Source organism: Xylanibacter oryzae DSM 17970, assembly GCF_000585355.1.
GTDB lineage: Bacteria > Bacteroidota > Bacteroidia > Bacteroidales > Bacteroidaceae > Prevotella > Prevotella oryzae.
Genome location: NZ_KK073873.1, coordinates 538,327 through 562,719, shown reverse-complemented (window position 1 = coordinate 562,719; position 24,393 = coordinate 538,327). Strand labels below are relative to the sequence as shown.

The window sequence follows — 24,393 nt, the reverse complement described above, 5'->3', positions numbered from 1 at the left end:
GTTTTTATGCATTTATAAATTTCGTTCCATTATCTCCAGGCACATACGGCTATTATGATAAGGGCATTTCCAAAATCCAGCTTTATCATCGTCTAAATTAGTAGTTCCATCAGGATAAATCCCCCAGTGCCACTCTCCATTTTTCCAGTCAATAAGGTTTTTCTGGATGAAAGCCCAGCAACGCACTGCCTTACCTAAAGCATCCTCATCACCAAAATGTTCAAAAAGATTAATATGCCCTATTACATTCTCACATTGAACCCACCAATGACGCTCTTCATCTATTTTGCCAGTATCTATCCATCTCTCATACGCCATAGCGCCATCCTTACGAAGGCCTTCATCTGCTGCATCTGCAATTTTACGTATAATAGGTTCAATAAAAGCAAGTAATTTTTTATCAGCAAGAACTAAGGCTGCCTCATGAAGCAACCAACTAGCTTCTATATCATGTCCAAAACTCTGTATATTACGTTTACTTTTCCACTCTTTATCAAAGAAAAGGTCTAGATGATAAGTTTTTCTATTAAGAATATTCCCGCAAAAGATATCCAACAAATTACGAATTTGTTTTTCCAACTTAAGACTCTTCCACACACGATATAAATTTGTATATGGTTCAATTATGTGGAGATGAGTATTCATAGTTTTTGACTGATTTTCATCTTTATCACTAAGACGCATGTCATCTATATTGTCCCATTCGCATGTAAACGCCTCTGTATAGCCATTATTGATCTCGTCAAAAGCATGATCTTCTATATCCTGAAATAGACGTTTTGCCATATCTAGTGCTTCTTTATCACCTGTTGCACGAACATACTCAGACATACCATATATTACGAAACCAATAGCATATATCTGTTTTTTTGTATCAAGAGGTTTTCCTTTATAATCAAGACTCCAATATATCCCACCATTTTTATCGTCATAAAAATGATCTATAATATATCTCTTGGCCCTGGCTGCGGCTTCTAGATATTCTGTCCCCCCTATTACTCGGTAAGCGGCAGAAAAAGACCACAATATACGTGCATTAAGTATTGCTCCTTTTTCCGCAGTAGGGACTACGTTATCATGACCGTCAACTTGTCCATAGTATCCACCATTTTCATGATCTGTCATTTTATCTATCCAAAAGCGTAGGATATTATCCTCAAGAACTTCTTGCATAGATCTTTTAAATTCTTCCATTATAATGCTATTATGATTATTTGATAATGTTCATTCAGAATATTTGGATTTCTCGCGTTTGTTCTCTAACTCTTTTGTTATATTTTTCATTCTCTTTTCTGAAAGAGGATAAAATGCTATACACACAAAACTAAGCACTGTTCCTATTGCTGGTAGTATGCTCAAGAACATCTTTATGCCATTAATAGTTTCAGGATTCTGAGCACCATTTGCAACAAAACCAAATGCGGCCAACATCCAACCTGTTACAGCTGTACCAATTGCCCATCCAAATTTTTGACTCATCGATGACGACGAGAAAATCAATCCTGTAGCCCGATTACCAGTTTTCAACTCACTGTAATCGGCACAGTCGGCATACATACTCCACAATAAAGGGAAAATACTACCTGCACATATGCTAATAAATATCTGAAATACGAAAATTAATATCAACTGATCTTTATCGAAGAAATAGAACACGACACTTAATACAGATGCTATGGCCATAGCTGCCATAAATGTATGACGCTTACCTATCTTATTGCTTATAGGTGCCGCAATTATTACACCTACGATATTTGCGACCTGCCCTACAGCTAAATATAAACCACTTAATACAAATGGGATTCCAATAAACTTGATATTACCAAATGCAGTTTCATCAATAAAATATTTGAAATAATATACAGTAGCTCCATCTCTTACCGAATTGAAAACAAGTGATGCTACTCCTGCCCCCAAAAGTATCCACCATGGTGAATTGTGAAGAAGGTCCTTTATATCTGTTTTAAGAGGCGTTTTTGACTCATTTACAGGTTTTACTCTTTCACGAGTAAGTGAAAAACATCCAAAAAAGAGTACAGAACAAAAAAGTCCAATTACAACGACAGCCATAAACCAACCAAATTGAGGAGCAGTCATCCACCCATGCATAGATGCTGAAGGGAGATCGCCACCAAAAAAATTGACTAAAGGCATAAAAAGTAACAGCGCTATAAAACTGCCTATATATGCAAACATCATTCGATATGTTGCTAATGTATTACGATCCGAAGGATTCGGACTTATAACACCTAACATAGAAGCATATGGAACATTTATTGCACTGTATACCATCATCATAAGGGTATATGTAATAAACGCATAAACGATCTTACCTGTATTGCCGAAAGGAGGAGTCATAAAAGTCAACATTCCAATGGCAGCAAACGGCAAGGCAAGATAAAGCAAATAGGGACGGAATTTACCCCAGCGAGTATCTGTACGATCAGATGCGATTCCAACCACGGGATCGAAAAAGGAATCCCATATACGTGTAATAGCAAACATAGTACCAACTACAGCTGCCGACAGACCAAATACATCAGTGTAAAATATCATAAGATAAGCTCCAAATATCTTCCAGAACATACTTGACGACATATCACCAAAACCATATCCTATTTTTTCGCTTAGTTTCAACATATTATTATAATCGTATAATATTTTTTATTTATATTAAAGTCTCAATGTTATATTTTTACAGGCTTTTGTTTTTTACTACTAGTTTTTTTATAGCTTCAACAGATTTGCTGGTATAAAATCCATCCTCAGGTGTATTAAAGCAATAATCCACTAATTTATCTATCGTAGATGTAGCTACATGCATACGTGTATCTGATGATGCATAATATATAAAAACTGTTCCATCCTCATCAGCAATCCATCCATTTGCAAAAACGACATTCATGACATCACCTATATATTCATCTCCCTGAGGTACAAGAAAAGCACCGCCAGGCTGAGCTATAACATGAGTAGGATCATTAAGGGCCGTCATGTACATATAAAGAACATAACGCAAACCAGAAGCGCAACCTCTTACACCGTGAGCAAGATGTAACCATCCCTTTGGGGTCTTTATAGGGTGTGGTCCTTCGCCATTTTTCACTTCCATTATAGTATGATAATGACGACTGTTTATAATTTTTTCTTCCTTTATCTCTGCATTAGTAATATCCTCAACAAGAGCCCACCCAATGCCTCCACCAGAACCAGCATCAATAAATCCATCCTGAGGACGAGTATAAAAGGCATACTTATTGTCAACGAATTCAGGATGAAGTACTACATTGCGTTGCTGACTTTTTGTTTTAAGATCTGGCAAGCGATCCCAATGAACAAGGTCTTTGGTCCGCGCTATGGCTGCTGTTGCTGTAGCTGCTGATAAATCAACTGGTTTACTGTCATCGTGCCGTTCTGCACAAAATATGCCATAAATCCATCCATCTTCATGTTGCGTAAGACGCATATCATAAATATTAGTAGCTGGTATAATGTCATCTGGCATTGTTATAGGTTCATCCCAAAATCTAAAATTGTCTATTCCATTTGGACTTTCAGCAATAGCGAAGAAAGACTTACGATCTGCTCCTTCTACACGTACGACCAAAACATATTTCCCATTCCATTTTATTGCTCCTGAATTAAGAGTAGCATTAATCATTATCCGCTGCATAAGATATGGATTATCTTTCTCATTAAAATCATAACGCCACGCTAATGGTGTATGTTCACATGTCAATATAGGATATTTATACCTTGTATAAATGCCATTTCCCCACTCTTGAGGTTTGTTTTTCCTTGACAATAGTGCTTCATGACGAGCTTTTAATATTTCTACCTTTTTAAAGAAATCAGTCATAATTCTTATTTCGTTTTTATTTAATATCATTTATAAATAGAGTATTATCCGCTTTATAAAATTCTCTAAAATCTTTAGCACAACTTTTTTCGGGAGCAGGTCCGAAGTTTTCTTCCGGTTGGTCCCATGCATTACGCCATAAAAGCATATATGATATAGGATATTTATCTATTACAGGTTTTAATATTTTTGTAAACCATGTAGAATCAGGTGTGTTCCGAAATCCAGTCTCAGCAAGGCATATTAACTTATTATGTTCCTTTCCTATTTTTGTTAGCAGATTCAGTTCGTCATTTAGATTCTTTGCATATGTCTCACCTGTTTTATCAAACTGATATATGTCTACACCTATAATGTCTACATATTCATCTCCTGGATAATATTTCAAGAAATGCTCTTCATTATCATTATTTTCTGAATTTGGCGAAAAACAATATAAAATATTGTTTACACCTCTACTTTTCATATAATCACTTGTCATCTGATATAAACTTATGTAGTTATCTGCTGTGCATGATTTTGAGCCCCACCAAAACCATGATCCAGACATTTCATGCCATGGACGGAAAATAACAGGAATTTTTCTACCATCTGCGGTCCTAAGTGAATTTATAAATTGTGCCACGGCATTAAGCCATATTTCAAATTTAGAGTGCTGTGCTCCACCGTACAACACAGCTTTTACAGCATTACCACTATTATCCCATGCACTTTTACCTGTTACTGGATTATGAGGATGCCAACTTATAGTTATAACTCCACCTCTAGAATACTGGTTTATTATTTCTTCTCGTATACGGCTGAATGGTACACCATCAAGATTTTTATCAGCACCAAGTTCTATCATTCCAAGATCAAAACCCATAATGGCTGGATATTCACCACAAACGGACTTTACATCACTCTTACCATAATCCCATTTCCATGTAGTACCATATACAGGGTCATCCTGATGCCCTACAAGATATCCTTTTTTCTGCCACTTCATTAAATTCTTTTCTAGTTTTTGTACACTTTTGTCTTTTCCAAAGATTCCATTCTTTGTCGTTGCACATCCTTGTATTGCAAAAAATGTCATTGCAAAAGCTGTTAATATAAGATATTTCATAAGTTAGTATATTCAATTATTATTCATCAACAGTAAATTTTGCTTTAATTTCATCTGTGTTCCTACTACTTCCACCTATCAAAACTTCAAAATCACCTGGTTCAACACAATAATGCATATTTTTGTCATAGAAAGCTAATTTATCAGGTGTTATTGTAAACTCAACTATTTTACTTTCACCAGCTTTTAAATAAACACGCTTAAAGTCCTTAAGTTCTTTTACAGGACGCTCTGCTGATGCAACTATATCATGAATATAAAGCTGAGCTATTTCAACACCATCTCTACTGCCATTATTCGTTATTGTTACACTAGCTTTAACATTCCCATCTTTTTGTATATTTGTTTTATCTAAAATAAGATCACTATACTTATATGTAGTATAAGATAATCCAAATCCGAAAGGGTATAGAGGTTCTGATGTTCCGCATACCACTGGATGGAAAAATGCTGATGGCTTATGATTGTAGATGGACTGTATCTGACCTACCGAACGTGGCATTGTCATAGCAAGTTTTGCCGAAGGATTAACTTTTCCATATAGAATCTCTGCAATTGCCTGACCACCAAACTGCCCTGGTTCCCACGCATTTATTATCGCATCAAGATGTTCTGCTGCCCATGTAACACTTAGCGGGTGACCACTGATAATAACCAATATTGTAGGTTTGCCTGATTCGTATATTCTCTTTATAAGATCATTTTGCAATCCTACCAAATCTAAGTTGTCTCGGTCGGTATCCTCACCACTCGTTCGTTCTGTCCAACGGAAGCGCATCATATATTCTCCACAACAGACAATATTAAGATCACAGTCTTTAGCCTTTGCTACAGCCTCATCAACTTTCTTAGGGTCCATGTTGCGAGGATCCCATCCCTGATCAACAAACTCAAAATGTGTATTTGGTTCTATTTGTTGTAAACCTTTGAGTACCGTAGATACTTTATTCTCTGGCTGTGGTTCACTCCAATCACCCATTATATTCTGGTCGTTAGCATTTATACCTGTAACAAGAACCTTTTTGTATTTTGAAGCATCCAGAGGCAACAATCCATTCGCATTTTTTAAAAGGACGATGGAGTTGCGTGTAGCTTCAAGTGCAGTCTGTTTATGTTCAAGGTTATTAATAACCTTATCCCTGATTTTTACATTACCATAAGGATGCTCAAATAATCCAAGACGAAACTTTATATCAAGAATTCGTCTTACAGATTCATCTATACGACTCTCCTTAATTTTTCCTTCACGCACTAGAGCACATACATTTTCCTGCCATTCCAGACCATGCATATGCATATCCATTCCTGCCATAATACTTTGATAGAAAGCATCTTTATCATCCTTAGCTGTATGATGTTGATCTACACAATGCTCTATATCCATCCAGTCACTTACTATAAAGCCCTTGTATCCCCACTCATTGCGCAACAAGTCTTGCATCAACCACTTATTAGTATGACAAGGTATACCATTAAGTTCATTATGAGCTGTCATCAATGACATTGCACCAGCTTTAACGCCAGCGATATACGGAGGAAAAAAGACTTCTCTTAAAGTACGCTCTGACAAATCTGCAGGAGCACCATTTGTTCCATTTACAGGAGTACCTCCACAGAAGTGCTTTATGCATGCCAGCACATCCTGATCTGTATCCATATTTCGTTGATAGCCTTTCACTGTAGCTACACCCATCTGAGTTACAAGGTATGTGTCTTCTCCATAAGTTTCTCCACAACGCCCCCACCGAGGATCACGAGCTACTTCTATATTAGGATTAAATGTCCACTGCATATTCATTGCACGCATCTCTAGAGCTGTCTGACGGGCTATTTTATAAGCCATATCTACGTCAAAAGAACTTGCTAGTCCTATATTTGTTGGATATACTGTATTATTTTGGCATTTAGCATTACCATGAATAGCATCAATACCTATTATAAGAGGTATTTTTAGCCTGCTTTTCATATTTAATAGCTGAAGTTCGTTAGCCTCTTCTAATGTTAATACGTGTAGAAATGAACCTATCAATCCCTGTCTTGTCCAATTTGCGACATCCTTATCACTTATACCAGGATAAAATGCACTTGCTGTATTTGTTGCCAAATCTGCTGCTGACATTGTTTTACTGTTCTCACGTATATGCTCCAAACCAACAAATTGATTCATCTGCCCAACCTTTTCTTCTAAGGTCATGCGACTTAAGAGGTCATTAACTCTTTGCTCAATTGGAGCCTTTTGATTCTTATATATAGGCGCATTTTCTCTATTATTTGCACTAACGGTTAATGTCATTGTTGCTGCAGTTATTAATGTTAATAAATTGTTCATATTATTAGATTAATTATTAATTCCCATCTGATTTAATAGCCATTCTTCCCATTCATCCCATTGTTCCTGATACCAATAGTGACCCGTTTCAGGATAAATGTGCAATTCTTTTTTACCTCCTGTCACATTATATGTCCCATAAGCAGAAGTAGGAGGAACCACTTCGTCATTATATCCGAAAGAGAACCATCCATTGGCAGTAATTCTACGGGCAAAATTCACGCCGTCGTAATATCTTGAAGTTTCTATCTTCCTCTGGTCTATACCCTTATTGTCATAATAAAAATAATGTGGCCAGCCGCAAGCAATACCTTTAAGAGATGCTGTATGATCGCAAAGAGCTGCATGAACGGCCCCATAAAAGGTAACTCTTTTGTCTAAGGCAGCACAAACAAGAGATAACATTCCTCCTTGGCTACTACCAGTAACTCCAAGACTCATGCCATTCCATTCTGGCATTGATGCGATATAGTCTATAGCACGTACAGCCCCTATAAATACACGTTTATAATATGCTTTGTCACGATTATCCATATTATTGTCCCAATAGCAATATAAGGCTCCATTAGCCAGTTTGTCATAATAATCCTGAGTCATTGTTACAGGAATTCCATGTATACCTATTTCTAAAGTTATTGCTCCCTTAGAAGCAGTCAATATATCTCCTTGGTAAGGTCTTACTCCAGCCCCTGGTACCCTAAGCAATGCCGGATATTTTCCAGGTTTTACCGGTACACATAGTATACCATATGTGCGACTGCCAAATCGTATATTTTGGAAACTTACTTGATATACATTCACATCCTTTGTACAACGCTCGGGTAATAATTCTTTTGTTGGTTCAAGGCTTGTCTGACGTGCTTCTTTAAGAGAGTTGTTCCAGAACTCATCAAAATCTTTTGGACATTCAGTTGTAGGCTGAATTTTTTCTGGAGAAAAAGATGCTGTACAAAGTCCATCATAATCTTTTCCTGCTACATGTGCAGTAACCTTAAAACGATAAAAACCAGCATCAGTCATCTTACCACTCCATCTCATAGTCCCATCTGGTAGAATCACTCCGGTTTTCTTTACATTAGGGTACATTACAGGTCCAGCCTCATAATCCACTTTAACATTGTCAAGCAATGTACCAGACTTCAATACATTAACTATAAATGATGCAGTCTCACCAACTTTGTAATTCCAGTCTTTATGGTCTGGAGTTACAGTTACACGTATGTTATAACCTCGTATCTGTGCAGATACTGGTTGAATTGACATTAAGGTAACCAAAAGTATTAATATCTTTTTCATTGTAGACAAATTAAAGATGTAGCCTCCCCCATAATGGAGGAGGTCACAAACATTCACATTACTTAATTAACCTATACGAAATTACATCGTGCGAAGGTACTGTTATTGTTCGTTCTACACGATTTTCCTTTGAAGTCTTTCCCTCTGATTTATGCAACCATAGATTACGAACATGGTATTCTATCTTATCAAAATCTGTACTTTTGTCCGAGACTTGTGTATCCTTGAAGTTAAAATTCTGCCAATTTATGCCATAAGTTAAAGATTTCTGTGTTGGATTAAGTATCGTAATTGCCCAGTCACCATTTTCTAGAGGTTTAAACCATATCTGCAAACCATTCACATCAGAATGATGATATCCCTGTATCCCCATTTTATCTTGATTTACGGCTATCATTTCCTTATTCATAAGAATTGCTTTTGTCTCATTACTCATAGAACGTATGTCATTTCCAATAATAAGAGGAGACGCCATCATACACCACATAGCAAAATGAGCACGATCTTCACTATTTTTCATTCCATTCCCAACCTCCAACATATCAGGGTCATTCCAATGCCCTTTACCTGCATATTGACGTAAAGTATCATTCTTTGCAATGCAGTTCATTACACTATACTGAGTGTATGTTGGAAAAACACGAAGAGAATCAAATGAGCACCATATGTCTGGTCCGATACGCCAACTATGACCAATATTCCTTGCCCATCGCCAAGGCATATTGTCTCCCCATTCACACATACTATGTAGTATTGGGCGCCCGGCAGCACGTAAAGCGTCGCTCATTAGTTGATAAGCACCTTTTGCATTTATATTTATTGTATTGCACCAATCTTCTTTTAGATAGTCAATTCCCCAACGAGCGTATTGCAGAGCATCCTGATATTCGTGGCCTAAACTTCCTGGCATTCCTGCACAGGTTTTTGTACCACAGTCACTATAGATGCCTAGTTTCAATCCCTTTGAATGCACATAATCTGCAAGCCACTTAATCCCATGTGGAAAACGTTTTGAATTAGCTTGGATAAATCCGTTTTCATCACGCTCACCATGCCAACAGTCATCCATATTAATATATACATAACCTGCATCACGCAATCCAGTTGAAACCATTGCATCTGCAATAGTCTTTATGATTTCCTCATCAATATTACCTTGAAATTTATTCCAAGAGTTCCATCCCATCTGAGGTGTATCCGCAAGGTGTTCCCATTTTTGTGCACTTGCTGTAAAAGAGAAAGCACATAGAAAAGAAACTGCTAATAATTTTAATCCGTTGTTCATATCGTCTATATTATTTTACAATCACGAGGTGCATCAATTCGTATTATTATTTTAATAAGTTCAAATTTAAGAGTATTAACAAATCATTCTATTAATTATTATAATACATGATTAGGATATAAAACACTCTAATTATTTCTGCAAAGTTAATACTTTTGTATAATTAAATATAATACTTTATTGCCAATAGCTTACACTTTGCTTACGATCTATGTTAATAAACCCCAAAAGTCCTATAATATCAGACTTTTAGCAAACAATATAATATATCATCTACAAATATTACTCATACTTTCAATTTGCTCTTTTACGATAAAAAGTGTTGATGTATCTGAAGAAAATACAGAATTCAAACCCTGTTGTTCTTGTGCAGGATCTCCACAATAGTCATCCCCGACATTCCAATTCTCATGAGTAGGCTTGGCCATTCCTCCCCATCCCCAAAAATTACATCCTGCAAAGTTTCCTCCACTTTTGGCATTATCTGCTACCAGCGAGAAGACGTATTTATAATATCCATCACGACCTTTGGTAGTAGAATAAGGCGAGAAAGAAAAGCCATCTCTCGGATATCCGAACTCTTCCATTACTAATGGCTTATTAAGTTTAGAACATATTGTAAGGTGCCTGTCTATATACTCTTTTGTATTTCGACAAGAACGGTCTAGATTTTCTATCAAACTGTCTTTTTTTGCCCATCCCCAGTTATATGGCCAAAGATGTACGTTGCAGTAGTCAATATTCTTATCTGCACATATTTTTTCGTATACGTTATAATCTCCTTCACATCCCCATGCACCTTCACTGCCTATTGATACAAGATGGTTTTTGTCTATACTTCTTATAAGAGAAGAAGCCTCTGAAAGCCATTTTACAAATGGTTCCAATTCTTCTTTACCAAAAGCCCTAGGTTCATTACCTATCTGCCATGACATTATTGCAGGATCATCTACATACTTCCTATGTGTATAACGGTTTGTCCTATTTAGAATGAAATTTACATACTTATAGAACAGTTGGTGAGCTTCTTCACTTGTTGCATACTTACGTACAAAGTTCATGTATGCAGGATACCCTGCTTCATCAGGACGTGGTGCTTTTCCTTCTCCTGCATATTGCAGATAGAAACCATAACCTCCACTCCATTCCCATGAATTATTAAGATAAAGTACAGCCAGCATATTGCGTTTGCCCATTTGTTGAAGCAGATAATCCAATCCTTCCAAAATAGTATCATTATAAACTCCTGGTTTTATCTGCAAAGTAGGCTCCACTTTAGTCTTTATTCCACGTTCGCCATCAGCTCCAACAAGAATCCGAAGGTTATCTATACCCATAGATTTCATTTTATCCAATTCTGCACAAAGGCGTTTACGATTGCCACCTTGTCCTGTCGAACCCAAAATGGCTCCATACCAAAAATTTGTACCCACATAATAATATGGTTTTCCATCTCTCAAGAAATGACCTTGGTATACTTTTACAAAAGTATTATTGGCTGATAATGGCATTGCCATAAAAAAGGTAATGATTAATAATAATATCTTATTCATTCTTTAATTATATTTGTTAATCAATCATATATTTTATATATGATTGCGCTTGCAAAATTAAGGATTTTAGATATAAATAGATAATACTTTATTATCAAGAACTGACACTTTAGATTGAACACACGTTAATAAAGACTAATTAATATTCTACCTATATAATAAAAACAAGTTTTATTTAAATTCTAATACAATATATCATTTAACCGAATTCAACAATATTGTCGAAATAGACAAGCCGGACATTTTAAAATGTCCGGCTATCTTTTTAGTTAATATATTTGTATATTCTATTATTCATAATGAGTATCAAGATATGTTACATGTGTAACTAAGTATTCTTCCACACCATGTTTACCATCTGCGCCACCAATACCAGATTTTTTAACTCCGGCATGAAATCCTTGCATCGCTTCAAAATGTTCACGGTTGATATATGTTTCACCAAACTTAAGTTCACGACAAACTTTTGTTGCAGTATCTATATCTTTTGTGAAGACAGAAGATGCAAGACCATATTCTACATCATTCGCCCATGAAATAACTTGATCTATATTATCAAATTCAACTATCGGAAGTACAGGACCGAAGGTTTCTTCGTGTACTATATCCATTTCTTGCGTTGCCTCCATAAGTGTTGCTTCATAGAAATATCCTTTATCTCCTACCCTATGTCCACCACACAAAAGTTTTGCACCCTGACTAATAGCATGCTCCACTTTCTCTGCGACGCTGTCCAAAGCACGTTTTTCTATTAGTGGTCCCATATCAACATCCAAATATTTGCCAGGATCGCCCACAGATACTTTCATAAATCGCTCTAACAACATTTTTGTAAATTTATCCTTAACGTCTTTATGTACATACACGCGCTCTGCATTATTACATATCTGACCGTTATTGCCAATACGCGACTGTATGACACAGTCTGCAGCCAATTCCAAGTCTGCATCTGCAAAAACTATTGCTGGAGCCTTGCCTCCTAATTCCAAAGAAACCTTCGTTATATTAGGTGCCGCCGCCGCCATTATTTTAACGCCTGCGCCAACACTACCTGTAAGACTTACGATTCCAATCTTTGGACTAGCAGCCATAGCGTTACCTACTAACGAACCTTTACCTGTGACTACATTAAGAACGCCTGCAGGCAAGCCTGTCTCATCTACGATTTCTGCAAAGCGACAACAGTTTTCAGGAGTCAATTGTGAAGGTTTTAGGACTATAGTACAACCTGTAATAAGAGCAGCTCCCGCTTTACGAGCTATAAGAAAAAATGGGAAGTTCCAAGGCAGTATACCTGCAGCGACACCAATAGGACGTTTTGTAAGTATGATAGTTTCACCACGACGATCACTTGGTATTACTTCTCCCTCAATGGTACGTGAAAAACCGGCCATATAATCAAAGTAATCTGCAGTAACGCCAACTTCAACTTTAGCCCATGAAAGAGTTTTACCTTGCTCTTTCACAATGATATCTACGAATTCATCCAGATGTTGTCGTATTCCTTCAGCCATCTTATGTAAATACTTGCCTCGTTCTACAGCGGGAGTCTTTGCCCAGGCATCTTGTGCCTTTTCTGCAGCATCAATAGCTTCATTTACATCTTCAACCGTACCGTCTGGTTGCCTGCTTACGATTTCCTCAGTCGAAGGATTTAAAACATCAATAAATTTTCCTGATTTACCATCAACGAATTTGCCGTTGATATACATTTTTAGGTTTTTCATTTGTTTTATGTTTATAAAGTTAATAGTATGTCTTCTAGCTAGATTGTTCTTGCTGGCAAATATACAATAAAACAAATAAAAGCAAAAGAAAAAGGTCTGATTTTATATTTCTTTAAAAATCAGACCTTTATATTATATTTATTCCACAGTAACCGATTTTGCAAGATTACGTGGTTGATCGACATTCAAACCTTTTTCTACTGCTACGTGATATGCAAGCAACTGTAAAGGTATTACAGAAAGTAATGGAGCAAGTGGAGCTATTGTAGGAGGGACCTCTATAATGTGCTCAGCTAGTTTCCTTACGCTTGTATCACCCTGTGTTACAACTGCCAGCACTCTACCATTACGAGCTTTTACCTCTTCTATATTTGATATTATCTTAGTATACAACTGATGATGGGTAGCTACAAATACTACAGGCATCTCCGCATCGACTAAAGCGATTGGCCCATGCTTCATCTCTGCGGCAGGATAACCTTCTGCATGTATATAACTGATTTCTTTTAATTTAAGAGCACCCTCCATTGCTACAGGATAATTGTATCCACGTCCCATATACAAAAAGTTACGGGCATATGTATAAGTCTTTGCAATCTCTTTTATTCTATCATTTTGCTGCAATACAACTTTTATTTTCTCTGGTATTATAGACAGTTCATCTATTATTTCTTCATAATCCTTTTGTCCTATAGTTCCTTTAGCCTTAGCTAATGCCAAAGAAAATAGAGCTAGGACCATAACCTGCCCTGTAAATGCTTTAGTAGATGCAACTCCTATTTCAGGTCCGACGTGTGTATAAATACCTGTATCCGATTCACGTGCTACGCTTGAACCTACAGCATTAACGATTCCAAAACATAGTGCATGATGAGCTTTTGCCAACTGAAATGCCGCAAGGGTATCAGCAGTCTCTCCGCTCTGTGATATTGCAATGACTACGTCATCTGGCATTATAACAGGGTTGCGATAACGAAACTCAGATGCATATTCAACTGCTACAGGAACATCGCAGTAATTTTCTATATACTGTTTGCCAATAAGACCGGCATGCCATGATGTACCACAAGCTATGATAATAAAACGTTTTGCATTTATCAACTGTTCACGGTGAAGATTAATTGCGCTAAGTACAATCTGATGTTTCTTCTGCAGTAATCTGCCTCGCATACAGTCAGAGATAGCTTTCGGCTGTTCGAATATTTCCTTAAGCATATAATGGTCGTATCCACCTTTTTCAAGTTTGTCAATGTCTATATCAACTTGTTTAACATCAATATTGACATCCTCGTTTTTAAGATTCTTTACAGACATAGGCTGATTACGACGCAACAATACGACCTCCTCGTCATTTAGATATACCATGTTATGAGTATACCCAGCAATAGGTAATGCATCTGACGCAATAAGGAATTCCTTATTGTCTTCACCAATTCCTACCACAAGAGGACTACTCTTACGGGCTGCAACTAATTCATCAGGATGTTCTTTATCCATAACAACTATAGCATATGCTCCTACGACCTTACGCAACGCATAACGCGTGGCCTGAGCAACACAAAGGTTATATGTCTGCTGCATGTATTCTATCAATTGCACCAAAACCTCTGTATCGGTACAACTCTTGAATGTAAAACCTTTACCTGCAAGATATTTTTTAAGAGATGCGTAATTTTCAATAATACCATTATGGACAATGGCTAGTCTACCGCTTTGTGAAAGATGCGGATGGGCATTTATTGAAGATGGCTCACCATGAGTAGCCCAACGGGTATGAGCCATACCGATTGTTCCACTTAAGTCTTTGTCAGCTAAAGAATTTTCCAAAACTGCGACTTTTCCTTTCTCCTTATATATATTAAGGTGCTCATCGTTATCCGAAATAAGTGCCACCCCTGCACTGTCATAGCCACGATACTCTAATCTTTTCAACCCATTGATAAGAATGGGATAAGCATCACGGAAACCAATATATCCTACTATTCCACACATCTTTTATATGTTTTAAATTGCCCGCAAAAGTACAAATAATATCGAGACGTACAACAAATTAATCCATTTTTTTTGCAAAAACAGAAAAAATGTATATCTTTGCTGAACAAATAACCTAATTTAATATGGCAGTAACTCTTTTTGTCCCAGGCCGTCTTTGCCTGTTTGGTGAACATACCGACTGGGCTGGTAAATACCGTTCTATGAATGCAGATGTTGTTCCTGGTATGTCTATTGTTACAGGTATAGAACAAGGAATAGAGGCTGAAGTTGAAAAATCGAGTATCTTCGAAATATATTCTGAAGCTCCTGAAATAAAAGATATATGGCAGGATTTCGGATGCAGAATGAGTGAAAATGAACTCAAGCGTATTGCTAAATCAGGTACGTTTTTTTCTTATTGTGCAGGTGTAGCTTCATATATGCTGGAATGGTATAAGGTCGGAGGAGTGAAAATCACTATCAAAAAGATGTCTCTGCCTATAAAGAGCGGTCTATCATCTAGTGCGGCTATATGTGTGCTGGTAGCACGCGCCTTCAACAATATATATAGCCTAAATCTTAACACTATGGGAGAGATGAATATCGCTTACGTAGGTGAGTTAAGGACATCTTCACGCTGTGGACGATTAGATCAGGCTTGTGCCTTCGGTGTAAAACCTAATCTTATGATATTCGACGGTGATGAGATTGAGGTTAAATCAATAAACGTAAAAAAACATCTTTACTGGGTCTTTTCTGATCTTTGTGCAAAAAAAGATACAATTAAGATTCTTGGTGACCTTAACAAAGGTTATCCTTTTGCTTCAAATGAATCAGAAGAAAAAGAACACCGAGCTCTGGGAGAAAAAAATCAGGCGATAATAAAAAAGGCAATAAACTATATGGCAAATGGTGATGCTAAATCACTAGGAAAGTTGATGACAGAAGCACAAGACCTTTTTGACAAGGATATTGCTCCTATGTGCCCTGAAGAATTAACAGCGCCAAAATTACATAAAGTTCTTAAAGACTCTAATATCCTACCGCTTATTTATGGAGGGAAGGGTGTCGGTTCTCAAGGAGATGGATCAATACAGTTCATTGCACGTGACGAGAAATGTCAAGACCAGTTGATTGAATACCTTACAAAACAAGGTATGAAACCTTATAAGTTGACTATACGTCCAGTACATACTATACGCAAAGCCATTATCCCTGTTGCAGGTTTTGGCACTCGTCTTTACCCTTCAACACGTTCGCTCAAAAAAGATTTTTTCCCAATCCCCGACAAAGATGGTATGGTAAAGCCAGTCATACTAATTTTGCTTGAAGAACTAATAGAAAGTGGTATAGAAGAAGTTTGTATCATATTGGGATCAGAAGAAGAAAAAATAAAATATAGAGAATTTTTCGAAACACCATTACCAGAAGAGCACCTTAACAAGTTGAATCCAAAAATGCAAGAATATGAAAACAAGATTCTTGATATTGGAAAGAAACTGAAGTATGTTTATCAAAAAGAAAAAAAAGGTTTCGGACATGCAGTGTATCAAGCTGTAGACTTTACATGCGGTGAACCTGTCTTATTACTGTTAGGTGATACATTGTATAGAAGTTATACAAATAAACCATGTGCCTTACAACTTATCGAAAAATACGAAAAATTCAACATGGATATGGTAGCAATTCACGACGTACCTCTATCTGAAGTCTCTCAATATGGTATAATGACAGGGGTCTGGGAGGATAAAGATGAAACGGAGATGAACATCATTAATTTTTGCGAGAAGCCTAATGCCTGTTATGCAGAAGATTTCTTAGGAGTCAAAATGAAGAATAATAAGAGCAAATACTATTCTGTTTTTGGACAATATATACTTACTCAAAATGTCTTTGATCAATTAGGAAAAGATATATCTGAAGCTGAAAATAGCGACAAAGAAATCGAACTTACTAAAGCTCTTGATAAAGTAAGGAAGAATAAAGGACTCATAGGTGTAAGTCTAAAAGGACACATGTATGATATGGGTAATTATAATTCTTTTCGAAACGCGGTCGTCAATTTTGGAAACATAAATACATCAAAAAATCCATAAGATTTTATATGGCAACACTAAAAGACTATTTGAACGAGAAAGACCGTTTTGCTGCTAGCAATGGTTGTAAAATAATAGAAATTAAAGTTGGATATGCCAAAGCTGTAATGAAAGTTACCAACAAGCATATTAATGGTGGAAATGTGTGCCAAGGAGGTGCTTATTTCACATTGGCAGATATTGCGATAGCCGCAGCTATTAATAGTCACGGTACATTAACATTCGGTATACAGAATAATATTTCTTTTCTAAAAAGTGCTATTGAAGGAGATATCCTTACAGCAGAGGCTCAAGAAGTAGTTGATCATCATAGAATCCCTTATGTTGAAGCAAGGATTACAAATCAAAATAGCGAACTTATTTGTATTGTGACAGGAATAGGTTATCGCAAAGGTAAGAGCATGCCTGTAGATGGATTAATGTAATTTTTTCTATTTTTTCTTGCAAAAAGTTTGGTAATTAATAGAAAAAGTGTAAATTTGCAACGAAAATAACAAAATAAGCAATGATTAAGAATTTTAATAATGCATGGTGGTGGCAGAACTCAAGATTAAAAAGTCGTGAGTGAGGTTGCCGTATGTATATATAAAATATAAATATAAAAAAGGCCTGCCGTTCTTACGACAGGCCTTTTTATTTTTAGGTGAATTTCAAAATATAAATATAATATAACGATGAGCAAAACTTTTCAAGTAGATGACAAAGGCTATTATGGAGAATTTGGTGGAGCTTATGTTCCTGAAATCCTATATGCCACAGTGGAGAATCTTAAAAAATCATATCTCCCTATCCTAGAGTCGGAAGAATTCAAAAAAGAGTATTATGACTTACTAAAGGATTATGTTGGACGTCCTTCACCTCTCTATTATGCAAAACGTATGAGTGATAAATATGGCTGCAAACTGTATCTTAAGCGTGAAGATCTTAATCATACAGGTGCGCACAAAATAAACAATACAATTGGTCAGATCCTTCTTGCAAAAAAAATGGGAAAGACCCGTATTATTGCAGAGACAGGTGCAGGACAACATGGAGTGGCTACTGCAACAGTTTGCGCGCTAATGGACATGCCATGTGTAGTATATCAAGGTGCACTTGATGTACAGCGTCAGCATACTAATGTAGAAAGAATGAAGATGCTTGGTGCAGAAGTTCGTCCTGTGACTTCAGGTAACATGACTCTAAAAGATGCGACCAACGAAGCAATACGCGACTGGTGTTGTCATCCTTCTGATACTTTTTATATAATAGGTTCTACTGTTGGACCACACCCTTATCCTGATATGGTTGCACGTCTTCAAAGCATTATATCAAAAGAAATTAAAGTACAGTTACAGGAAAAAATTGGTAGGGACTATCCTAATTACTTAATGGCCTGTGTGGGTGGAGGTAGTAATGCTGCTGGTACCGTATATCACTATATTGATGACAATCGCGTGAAGATTGTATTGGCAGAAGCTGGAGGAAAGGGATGCGACACCGGACATACAGCAGCTACAATTCACGCTGGCAGATTAGGTATTCTGCATGGAGCAAAAACTCTTGTAATGCAAACTCCTGACGGACAGATTATGGAAGCCGAAACATTATCTGCTGGATTGGATTACCCTGGAATAGGACCAATTCATGCTAATATGGCCGAACAACATCGCGCAACAGTTTATTCAATAAATGACGATGAAGCTGTAAAAGCAGCTTACGAACTGACCAGAATGGAAGGTATCATTCCTGCCCTTGAAAGTGCACACGCTGTTGCAGCATTGAATAAGGTTAAATTCAATCCAGAAGACGTTGTGGTACTTACTGTAAGTGGTCGTGGAGATAAAGATGTTGAGACTTATTTGGAACACAAAGATATGGCTGAAGAATATGGAAATTTCTAAATACAAATATACGACTGTCTGTCGGAATATTCTGGCAGACTTATATACTCCTGTCGGAGTATACATGAAAGTGCGAGATATCTATCCCCAAAGTGCGCTAATGGAGAGTTCTGATTATCATGGTGGAGAGAATAGTCGTTCTTTTATAGGTATTAACCCTATAGCAAGTGTGTCTATCAATCATGGGTTCGGAATATGCACGCTGCCTGACGGGAGTACTGTCAGGAAAGAGGTTAATTCACAATATCGTTCGGATAATGTAATTAATGACTTTATCAAGTGTTTTGATGTTTCAGGTGAGTTCTCAAACTTATGTGGTTTATATGGTTATACAGCTTTCAATGCAGTACGATACTTCGAAAATATTGCAGTAAAAGACACAACAATGTCAAAGAATGATGCACCTGACATGTTATATATCCTTTATAGGGATGTTATCGTATTCGACCATTTCAACAATAAGATGACTATTATAACTCTTCTTAAAGATGGAGAAAAGGAAAAAGAAGGTCTAAAATGTATTCACGCCATAGAGAAAGCGATGAACAAGACGAATGTTAAACCTTTTGGTTTCCATCCTGTAGGTGATACTACATCTCCTATTACTGACGATGAACATAAGGCTAATATACGCAAGGGTATTAAGCATTGTATGAGAGGTGATGTCTTCCAGATTGTGTTGTCTAGAAGATTCGTCCAGAAATACGAAGGCGATGATTTCAAACTTTATCGTGCACTACGTAGTATAAACCCATCTCCTTATCTTTTCTACTTTGATTTCGGAGGTTTCAGAATCTTCGGTTCTTCTCCTGAAACACATTGCCGTATAGAAGGCAGAAAGGCTTATATTGATCCTATCGCAGGTACGACAAAAAGAACTGGTGATCCAAAAGCAGATCATATCGGTGCTGAATATCTGCGAAATGATCCTAAAGAGAACGCTGAACATGTGATGCTTGTAGACCTTGCACGTAATGATTTAAGCAGAAACTGCCATAACGTTAAAGTTGACTTTTATAAAGACTTGCAATATTACTCTCATGTTATACACCTCGTTAGTCGTGTAAGCGGTGAACTGGATGATAAAGCAGACCCTATAAAGTCTTTTATAGACACATTCCCTGCTGGTACTCTTTCAGGGGCACCTAAAGTAAGGGCTATGCAACTGATTAGTGAATATGAACCTCATAACCGAGGCGCTTATGGTGGATGTATAGGTTTTATAGGACTGAACGGTAATCTAAACCAAGCCATTACGATACGTACATTTGTAAGTCGTAACGGAGAACTTTGGTTTCAGGCTGGCGGCGGTATCGTTGCCAAAAGTAATGAAGATTATGAGCTGCAAGAAGTTAACAACAAATTAGGGGCTTTAAGGAGAGCTATTCTTCTAGCCGAAGATATGTAATATTATTATGAAAATAGTTATAATAGATAATTACGACTCATTCACATATAATTTGAGTCATCTTGTTAAGGAATTAGGTGCTGAAGTTACTGTATACCGAAATGATCAGTTTGATATGTCAATACTTGAAGAGTTTGATAAGATAATATTAAGTCCAGGTCCTGGCATTCCTTCAGAGGCCGGATTACTTCTGGATGTGATTAAGACGTATGCAGGCAAGAAGCCTATACTAGGTGTTTGTCTAGGGCATCAGGCTATAGGAGAATTTTTCGGAGCACAACTTAAAAATCTAAGTGATGTATTCCATGGTGTTGCTACAATCGGAACTCAATTAGGAAACGATCATATCTTTGATGGTCTACCGGAACGTATTACGATGGGGCGCTATCACTCTTGGGTGGTATCTAAGGATAATTTACCTGATTGCCTTGAGATAACTGCAGAAAGTGACGAAGGTCAGATTATGGGATTGAGACACAAAAAATATGAAATCCACGGAATACAATTTCATCCTGAAAGTGTACTGACACCTGATGGAAAGAAAATAGTAGAAAACTTTATGAATTTATAAAAAACACATATTATGGAAACAATGAAGTCTATTCTTGCACGTGTATTGAGCCAAGATGTTCTTACACGTGAGGAAACAAAAGAAATTATTTTTGGTATAACTAAGAACGAATATCCATCTGAACAGATTGTAGCCCTGCTTACAGGATTGCAGATGCGCGGCATCACTGTTGACGAACTGCTTGGTTTTAGAGACGGTATACTCGAAACTGGTGTTCCTGCTGTACTTGATACACCCGAATATATAGACATCGTCGGTACTGGTGGTGATCAGAAAAACACATTTAACATATCTACATGTGCTTGTTTCGTAGTCGCAGGTGCTGGATATAAAGTTGCTAAACATGGCAACTATGCAGCTACATCTGTTAGTGGCGCTTCTAATGTTATAGAAGCTCATGGGGTAAAGTTCACATCAGATATTGATAAGTTGAATCGTTCAATGAATGAATGCAACATTGTCTATCTGCATGCTCAATTGTTTGCACGGGCCATGAAATTTGTCGGTCCTATCCGTAAGGCTCTTGAATTTCCAACATGCTTCAATCTGCTTGGTCCTATAGTCAATCCATCACAGCCTAAATGCCAGTTATTGGGTGTTGCAAATCTAAACCAGATGCGCCTTTACAATGCTGTATATCAGAAAATGGGTATAAATTATGGTATTGAAACAAGTATCGACGGTTATGATGAAATTTCTCTTACTGGCGATTTTAAAGTGACTACCAATAATTACGAAAAGTTGTTCAAACCAAGCGACATTGGACTGAATATTGCTGATGCTAAAGATTTGGAAGGTGGTAAAACAAAAGAAGAGGCAGCTAGAATTTTTGATAGCGTGTTGGAAAACACATCTAAAATAGATCATAAAGAGGTGGTTATAGCTAATGCAGCTTTTGCTATACAAATTATGGAACCGGACAAGAGTATTGAAGAGTGTGTGGCTATTGCTAAAGAGAGCATAGAAAGCGGTGCAGCGCTGAAGACACTGAATAAATTCATTCAACTTAATTCATAAATACATATAAGTATGAAAGACGTTCTAGAAGAAATAATAGCGTGGAAACGTATAGAAGTTGAAAAATACAAGAGTGAGGTATCTGAACACGACATCCACATGCAAGTTGAAAAGATAATCAATTTAGACTCACCTACTGTATCTATGCGCAAAGCTCTTATTGAATCGTCTACAGGCATTATATCCGAATTTAAGCGCAAATCACCTTCTAAGGGATGGATTAAAGAAGATGGGAAACCTGATATTATTCCTCTAAGTTATCAGCAATATGGAGCATCGGCTATAAGTATTCTTACTGATGAAAAATACTTCGGGGGAAAGGATGAATTTATAGTTGAAGCGCGCAAATCAGGCGTAAATATTCCCATTCTATATAAGAACTTCATTATTGATGAATATCAGATTTTTCAAGCAAGGCTATGCGGCGCATCTGCCATACTACTTATAGCTGCTGATCTGAAAATATCAGAATGTAAATCATTACTATATACTGCTCACCAACTTGGATTGGAGGTTCTACTCGAGATGCATTCTGAAAGCGAACTGGATTATGCAGAACTAGAACCGGATATGTATGGTATTAATAACCGTAATCTTGGTACATTCATAACTGACATAAAAAATTCTTTTTATCTTTCATCACGACTTCCTAAGAATACATGCAAAGTTAGCGAAAGTGGCATAAGTGATCCTGACATTGTAAAAGAACTTAAGTTAGCTGGCTTTAATGGTTTTCTTATAGGAGAAAATTTTATGAAGACCAAAAATCCGGGTGATGCATTAAATGATTTTATCACCAAAATTCAGAATTAATATGATAATAAAAGTATGTGGAATGCGCGATAGCAACAATATCAGACAGGTGGTAGATCTTGGGGTTGACTGGATTGGATTTATTTTCTATCCTAAATCAAGCAGATATGTCTCAATGAAGTCTTCTTCATCAGGACTATTACCTGACATTGCTATCAATTATGACTGCAATAAATTATCGACACACAAATGTACTGTAAAAAAGGTTGGTGTTTTTGTTGATGACACTGCCCAGAATATAATAACACGTGTAGTAAATTATGACTTAGACATCATACAACTTCATGGAAGCGAGACACCTACTCTGATACGCAACCTTAGAAGTACTCTTGATCCTGATATACATCCAGACATACAATTTATAAAAGCTATAAGTGTCAAAGCCCCGAGAGATATTGACAAATATAAGCTGTATGAAAAAGATGTAGACTATTTTTTATTCGATACTAAATGCGAAACTATAGGTGGTAGTGGCAAACACTTTGACTGGGAAATTCTGAAACTTTACGACGGTGAAAAACCATTCTTGCTAAGTGGTGGTATAAAACCAGAAGATGTGGAGAAAATAAAACTATTCAATCATCCAAAATGTATCGGAATAGATCTCAATTCCAATTTTGAAATATCACCGGCACTTAAAGATATACAATCTCTCAGTAAATTTATCACAGAAATTAAAAAATAAAAGACATGAATAAGATTAATAAATTATTTGCAGAAAGAGGTGATGAAAAACTCTTGTCACTATACTTCTGCGCAGGTACTCCCAAACTAGATGGGACTGCAGATGTTATACGTACAATGGAACGCCGAGGTATAAAAATGGTAGAGGTGGGTATTCCTTTCTCCGACCCAATGGCAGACGGTCCTGTTATACAGAGCGCTGCTACCAAAGCTCTTCGCAACGGTATAACTCTAAAAAAAATATTTGGTCAACTCAAGACAATCAAAGATGAAGTTAAGATACCACTTATACTTATGGGTTATCTCAATGTCATAATCCAGTACGGAATAGAGAACTTCTGCAGAAGTTGTGTTGAATGTGGAGTATCCGGAGCAATAATACCAGACCTTCCTTTCAAAGATTATCAAGAGACAGTAAAACCTATAGCCGACAAATATGATATCCGCATTATTATGCTCATCACTCCTGAAACGTCTGAAGAACGCATACACTTTATTGATGACAACACAGACGGATTTATCTATATGGTATCATCTGTTTCTATCACAGGGGCACAAAACAACTTTGATGATGCTAAACAGGAATATTTCCATCGTATAAATAATATGGACTTAAAACATCCACGCATGATTGGCTTTGGTATTTCTAATAAACAGACATTAGAAAGTGCACAGAATAATGCTGCGGGAGCTATCATAGGAAGTAAATTTGTCACCTTGCTAGAAGAAAGCAAAGATGCTGATGAGGCATTGGATAAATTGTATGATGCTCTAAAAAAATAAGATTAAT

At 36.8% G+C, this 24,393-nt stretch carries 19 protein-coding genes; 9 read left to right on the top strand and 10 right to left on the bottom strand.

What is annotated here, in order from left to right; genetic code table 11:
- Nucleotides 1-12 precede the first annotated feature (12 nt).
- From XYLOR_RS02185 to glmS, 10 genes are all read right to left on the bottom strand, one after another.
- Nucleotides 13-1,200: an AGE family epimerase/isomerase gene (locus tag XYLOR_RS02185; protein ID WP_374057293.1), complete on the bottom strand. Its 1,188-nt coding sequence runs from the start codon at nt 1,198-1,200 to the stop codon at nt 13-15.
- 24 nt (nt 1,201-1,224) lie between these two features.
- Nucleotides 1,225-2,640 carry an MFS transporter gene (locus XYLOR_RS02180; RefSeq protein ID WP_036876559.1) on the bottom strand — a complete coding sequence of 472 codons (1,416 nt, stop codon included), beginning with the start codon at nt 2,638-2,640 and terminating at the stop codon, nt 1,225-1,227.
- 55 nt (nt 2,641-2,695) lie between these two features.
- Nucleotides 2,696-3,859 carry a glycoside hydrolase family 130 protein gene (locus tag XYLOR_RS02175; protein WP_036880542.1) on the bottom strand — a complete coding sequence of 388 codons (1,164 nt, stop codon included), beginning with the start codon at nt 3,857-3,859 and terminating at the stop codon, nt 2,696-2,698.
- A gap of 16 nt (nt 3,860-3,875) precedes the next feature.
- Nucleotides 3,876-4,967 carry a glycoside hydrolase family 26 protein gene (locus XYLOR_RS02170; protein WP_036880539.1) on the bottom strand — a complete coding sequence of 364 codons (1,092 nt, stop codon included), beginning with the start codon at nt 4,965-4,967 and terminating at the stop codon, nt 3,876-3,878.
- A 19-nt stretch (nt 4,968-4,986) separates the two neighbouring features.
- Nucleotides 4,987-7,296, bottom strand: coding sequence for a glycoside hydrolase family 3 N-terminal domain-containing protein (locus XYLOR_RS02165; protein WP_036876558.1), 2,310 nt, complete (start codon nt 7,294-7,296; stop codon nt 4,987-4,989).
- Nucleotides 7,297-7,305: 9 nt separating this feature from the next.
- A complete protein-coding gene (locus XYLOR_RS02160) occupies nt 7,306-8,592 on the bottom strand; it encodes an acetylxylan esterase (RefSeq protein WP_036876557.1) in 1,287 nt (428 codons plus the stop codon).
- Between the two features lie 58 nt (nt 8,593-8,650).
- Nucleotides 8,651-9,877 (bottom strand): glycoside hydrolase family 27 protein, encoded by a 1,227-nt coding sequence (locus tag XYLOR_RS02155; protein WP_036876556.1) that lies wholly within the window; start codon nt 9,875-9,877, stop codon nt 8,651-8,653.
- 269 nt (nt 9,878-10,146) lie between these two features.
- Entirely contained in the window at nt 10,147-11,430 is a 1,284-nt protein-coding gene (locus XYLOR_RS02150; protein WP_036876555.1) for a glycoside hydrolase 5 family protein, read from the bottom strand.
- 290 nt (nt 11,431-11,720) lie between these two features.
- On the bottom strand, nt 11,721-13,157 hold the full coding sequence (gene aldA / locus XYLOR_RS02145; RefSeq protein ID WP_036880536.1) for an aldehyde dehydrogenase: 1,437 nt from the start codon (nt 13,155-13,157) through the stop codon (nt 11,721-11,723).
- A 138-nt stretch (nt 13,158-13,295) separates the two neighbouring features.
- Nucleotides 13,296-15,149, bottom strand: a complete 1,854-nt coding sequence (glmS, locus tag XYLOR_RS02140; RefSeq protein ID WP_036876554.1) for a glutamine--fructose-6-phosphate transaminase (isomerizing) — start codon at nt 15,147-15,149, stop codon at nt 13,296-13,298.
- Nucleotides 15,150-15,274: 125 nt separating this feature from the next.
- On the opposite strand from glmS, the gene XYLOR_RS02135 reads away from it, so the two are divergent.
- The 9 genes from XYLOR_RS02135 (at nt 15,275) to trpA (ending at nt 24,386) form a co-directional block, all read left to right on the top strand.
- Nucleotides 15,275-17,227 carry a sugar phosphate nucleotidyltransferase gene (locus tag XYLOR_RS02135; protein ID WP_036876553.1) on the top strand — a complete coding sequence of 651 codons (1,953 nt, stop codon included), beginning with the start codon at nt 15,275-15,277 and terminating at the stop codon, nt 17,225-17,227.
- A gap of 8 nt (nt 17,228-17,235) precedes the next feature.
- Nucleotides 17,236-17,652: a PaaI family thioesterase gene (locus tag XYLOR_RS02130; protein WP_036876552.1), complete on the top strand. Its 417-nt coding sequence runs from the start codon at nt 17,236-17,238 to the stop codon at nt 17,650-17,652.
- A 249-nt stretch (nt 17,653-17,901) separates the two neighbouring features.
- Nucleotides 17,902-19,110, top strand: coding sequence for a tryptophan synthase subunit beta (gene trpB, locus XYLOR_RS02125; protein ID WP_036876551.1), 1,209 nt, complete (start codon nt 17,902-17,904; stop codon nt 19,108-19,110).
- The gene (locus tag XYLOR_RS02120; protein ID WP_036880532.1) at nt 19,103-20,518 is read left to right on the top strand and encodes an anthranilate synthase component I family protein; all 1,416 of its coding nucleotides are present in this window, start codon (nt 19,103-19,105) and stop codon (nt 20,516-20,518) included. Before trpB ends, XYLOR_RS02120 begins: the two co-directional genes overlap by 8 nt.
- Nucleotides 20,519-20,525: 7 nt before the next feature.
- The gene (locus XYLOR_RS02115; RefSeq protein WP_036876550.1) at nt 20,526-21,089 is read left to right on the top strand and encodes an anthranilate synthase component II; all 564 of its coding nucleotides are present in this window, start codon (nt 20,526-20,528) and stop codon (nt 21,087-21,089) included.
- A gap of 21 nt (nt 21,090-21,110) precedes the next feature.
- Nucleotides 21,111-22,106: an anthranilate phosphoribosyltransferase gene (trpD, locus tag XYLOR_RS02110; RefSeq protein ID WP_036880530.1), complete on the top strand. Its 996-nt coding sequence runs from the start codon at nt 21,111-21,113 to the stop codon at nt 22,104-22,106.
- Nucleotides 22,107-22,118: 12 nt separating this feature from the next.
- Nucleotides 22,119-22,919, top strand: a complete 801-nt coding sequence (gene trpC / locus XYLOR_RS02105; protein WP_036876549.1) for an indole-3-glycerol phosphate synthase TrpC — start codon at nt 22,119-22,121, stop codon at nt 22,917-22,919.
- Nucleotide 22,920: 1 nt separating this feature from the next.
- Nucleotides 22,921-23,604 carry a phosphoribosylanthranilate isomerase gene (locus XYLOR_RS02100; RefSeq protein WP_036880528.1) on the top strand — a complete coding sequence of 228 codons (684 nt, stop codon included), beginning with the start codon at nt 22,921-22,923 and terminating at the stop codon, nt 23,602-23,604.
- Between the two features lie 5 nt (nt 23,605-23,609).
- Nucleotides 23,610-24,386 carry a tryptophan synthase subunit alpha gene (trpA, locus tag XYLOR_RS02095; RefSeq protein WP_036876548.1) on the top strand — a complete coding sequence of 259 codons (777 nt, stop codon included), beginning with the start codon at nt 23,610-23,612 and terminating at the stop codon, nt 24,384-24,386.
- Nucleotides 24,387-24,393 lie beyond the last annotated feature (7 nt).

Bases quoted from the DNA above. Each gene is read 5' to 3' on its own strand.
- XYLOR_RS02180 (WP_036876559.1), bottom strand. From the start codon at position 2,640: ATGTTGAAACTAAGCGAAAAAATAGGATATGGTTTTGGTGATATGTCG.
- XYLOR_RS02175 (WP_036880542.1), bottom strand. From the start codon at position 3,859: ATGACTGATTTCTTTAAAAAGGTAGAAATATTAAAAGCTCGTCATGAA.
- XYLOR_RS02170 (WP_036880539.1), bottom strand. From the start codon at position 4,967: ATGAAATATCTTATATTAACAGCTTTTGCAATGACATTTTTTGCAATA.
- XYLOR_RS02165 (WP_036876558.1), bottom strand. From the start codon at position 7,296: ATGAACAATTTATTAACATTAATAACTGCAGCAACAATGACATTAACC.
- XYLOR_RS02160 (WP_036876557.1), bottom strand. From the start codon at position 8,592: ATGAAAAAGATATTAATACTTTTGGTTACCTTAATGTCAATTCAACCA.
- XYLOR_RS02155 (WP_036876556.1), bottom strand. From the start codon at position 9,877: ATGAACAACGGATTAAAATTATTAGCAGTTTCTTTTCTATGTGCTTTC.
- XYLOR_RS02150 (WP_036876555.1), bottom strand. From the start codon at position 11,430: ATGAATAAGATATTATTATTAATCATTACCTTTTTTATGGCAATGCCA.
- aldA (WP_036880536.1), bottom strand. From the start codon at position 13,157: ATGAAAAACCTAAAAATGTATATCAACGGCAAATTCGTTGATGGTAAA.
- glmS (WP_036876554.1), bottom strand. From the start codon at position 15,149: ATGTGTGGAATAGTAGGATATATTGGTTTCCGTGATGCTTATCCCATT.
- XYLOR_RS02135 (WP_036876553.1), top strand. From the start codon at position 15,275: ATGGCAGTAACTCTTTTTGTCCCAGGCCGTCTTTGCCTGTTTGGTGAA.
- XYLOR_RS02130 (WP_036876552.1), top strand. From the start codon at position 17,236: ATGGCAACACTAAAAGACTATTTGAACGAGAAAGACCGTTTTGCTGCT.
- trpB (WP_036876551.1), top strand. From the start codon at position 17,902: ATGAGCAAAACTTTTCAAGTAGATGACAAAGGCTATTATGGAGAATTT.
- XYLOR_RS02115 (WP_036876550.1), top strand. From the start codon at position 20,526: ATGAAAATAGTTATAATAGATAATTACGACTCATTCACATATAATTTG.
- trpD (WP_036880530.1), top strand. From the start codon at position 21,111: ATGAAGTCTATTCTTGCACGTGTATTGAGCCAAGATGTTCTTACACGT.
- trpC (WP_036876549.1), top strand. From the start codon at position 22,119: ATGAAAGACGTTCTAGAAGAAATAATAGCGTGGAAACGTATAGAAGTT.
- XYLOR_RS02100 (WP_036880528.1), top strand. From the start codon at position 22,921: ATGATAATAAAAGTATGTGGAATGCGCGATAGCAACAATATCAGACAG.
- trpA (WP_036876548.1), top strand. From the start codon at position 23,610: ATGAATAAGATTAATAAATTATTTGCAGAAAGAGGTGATGAAAAACTC.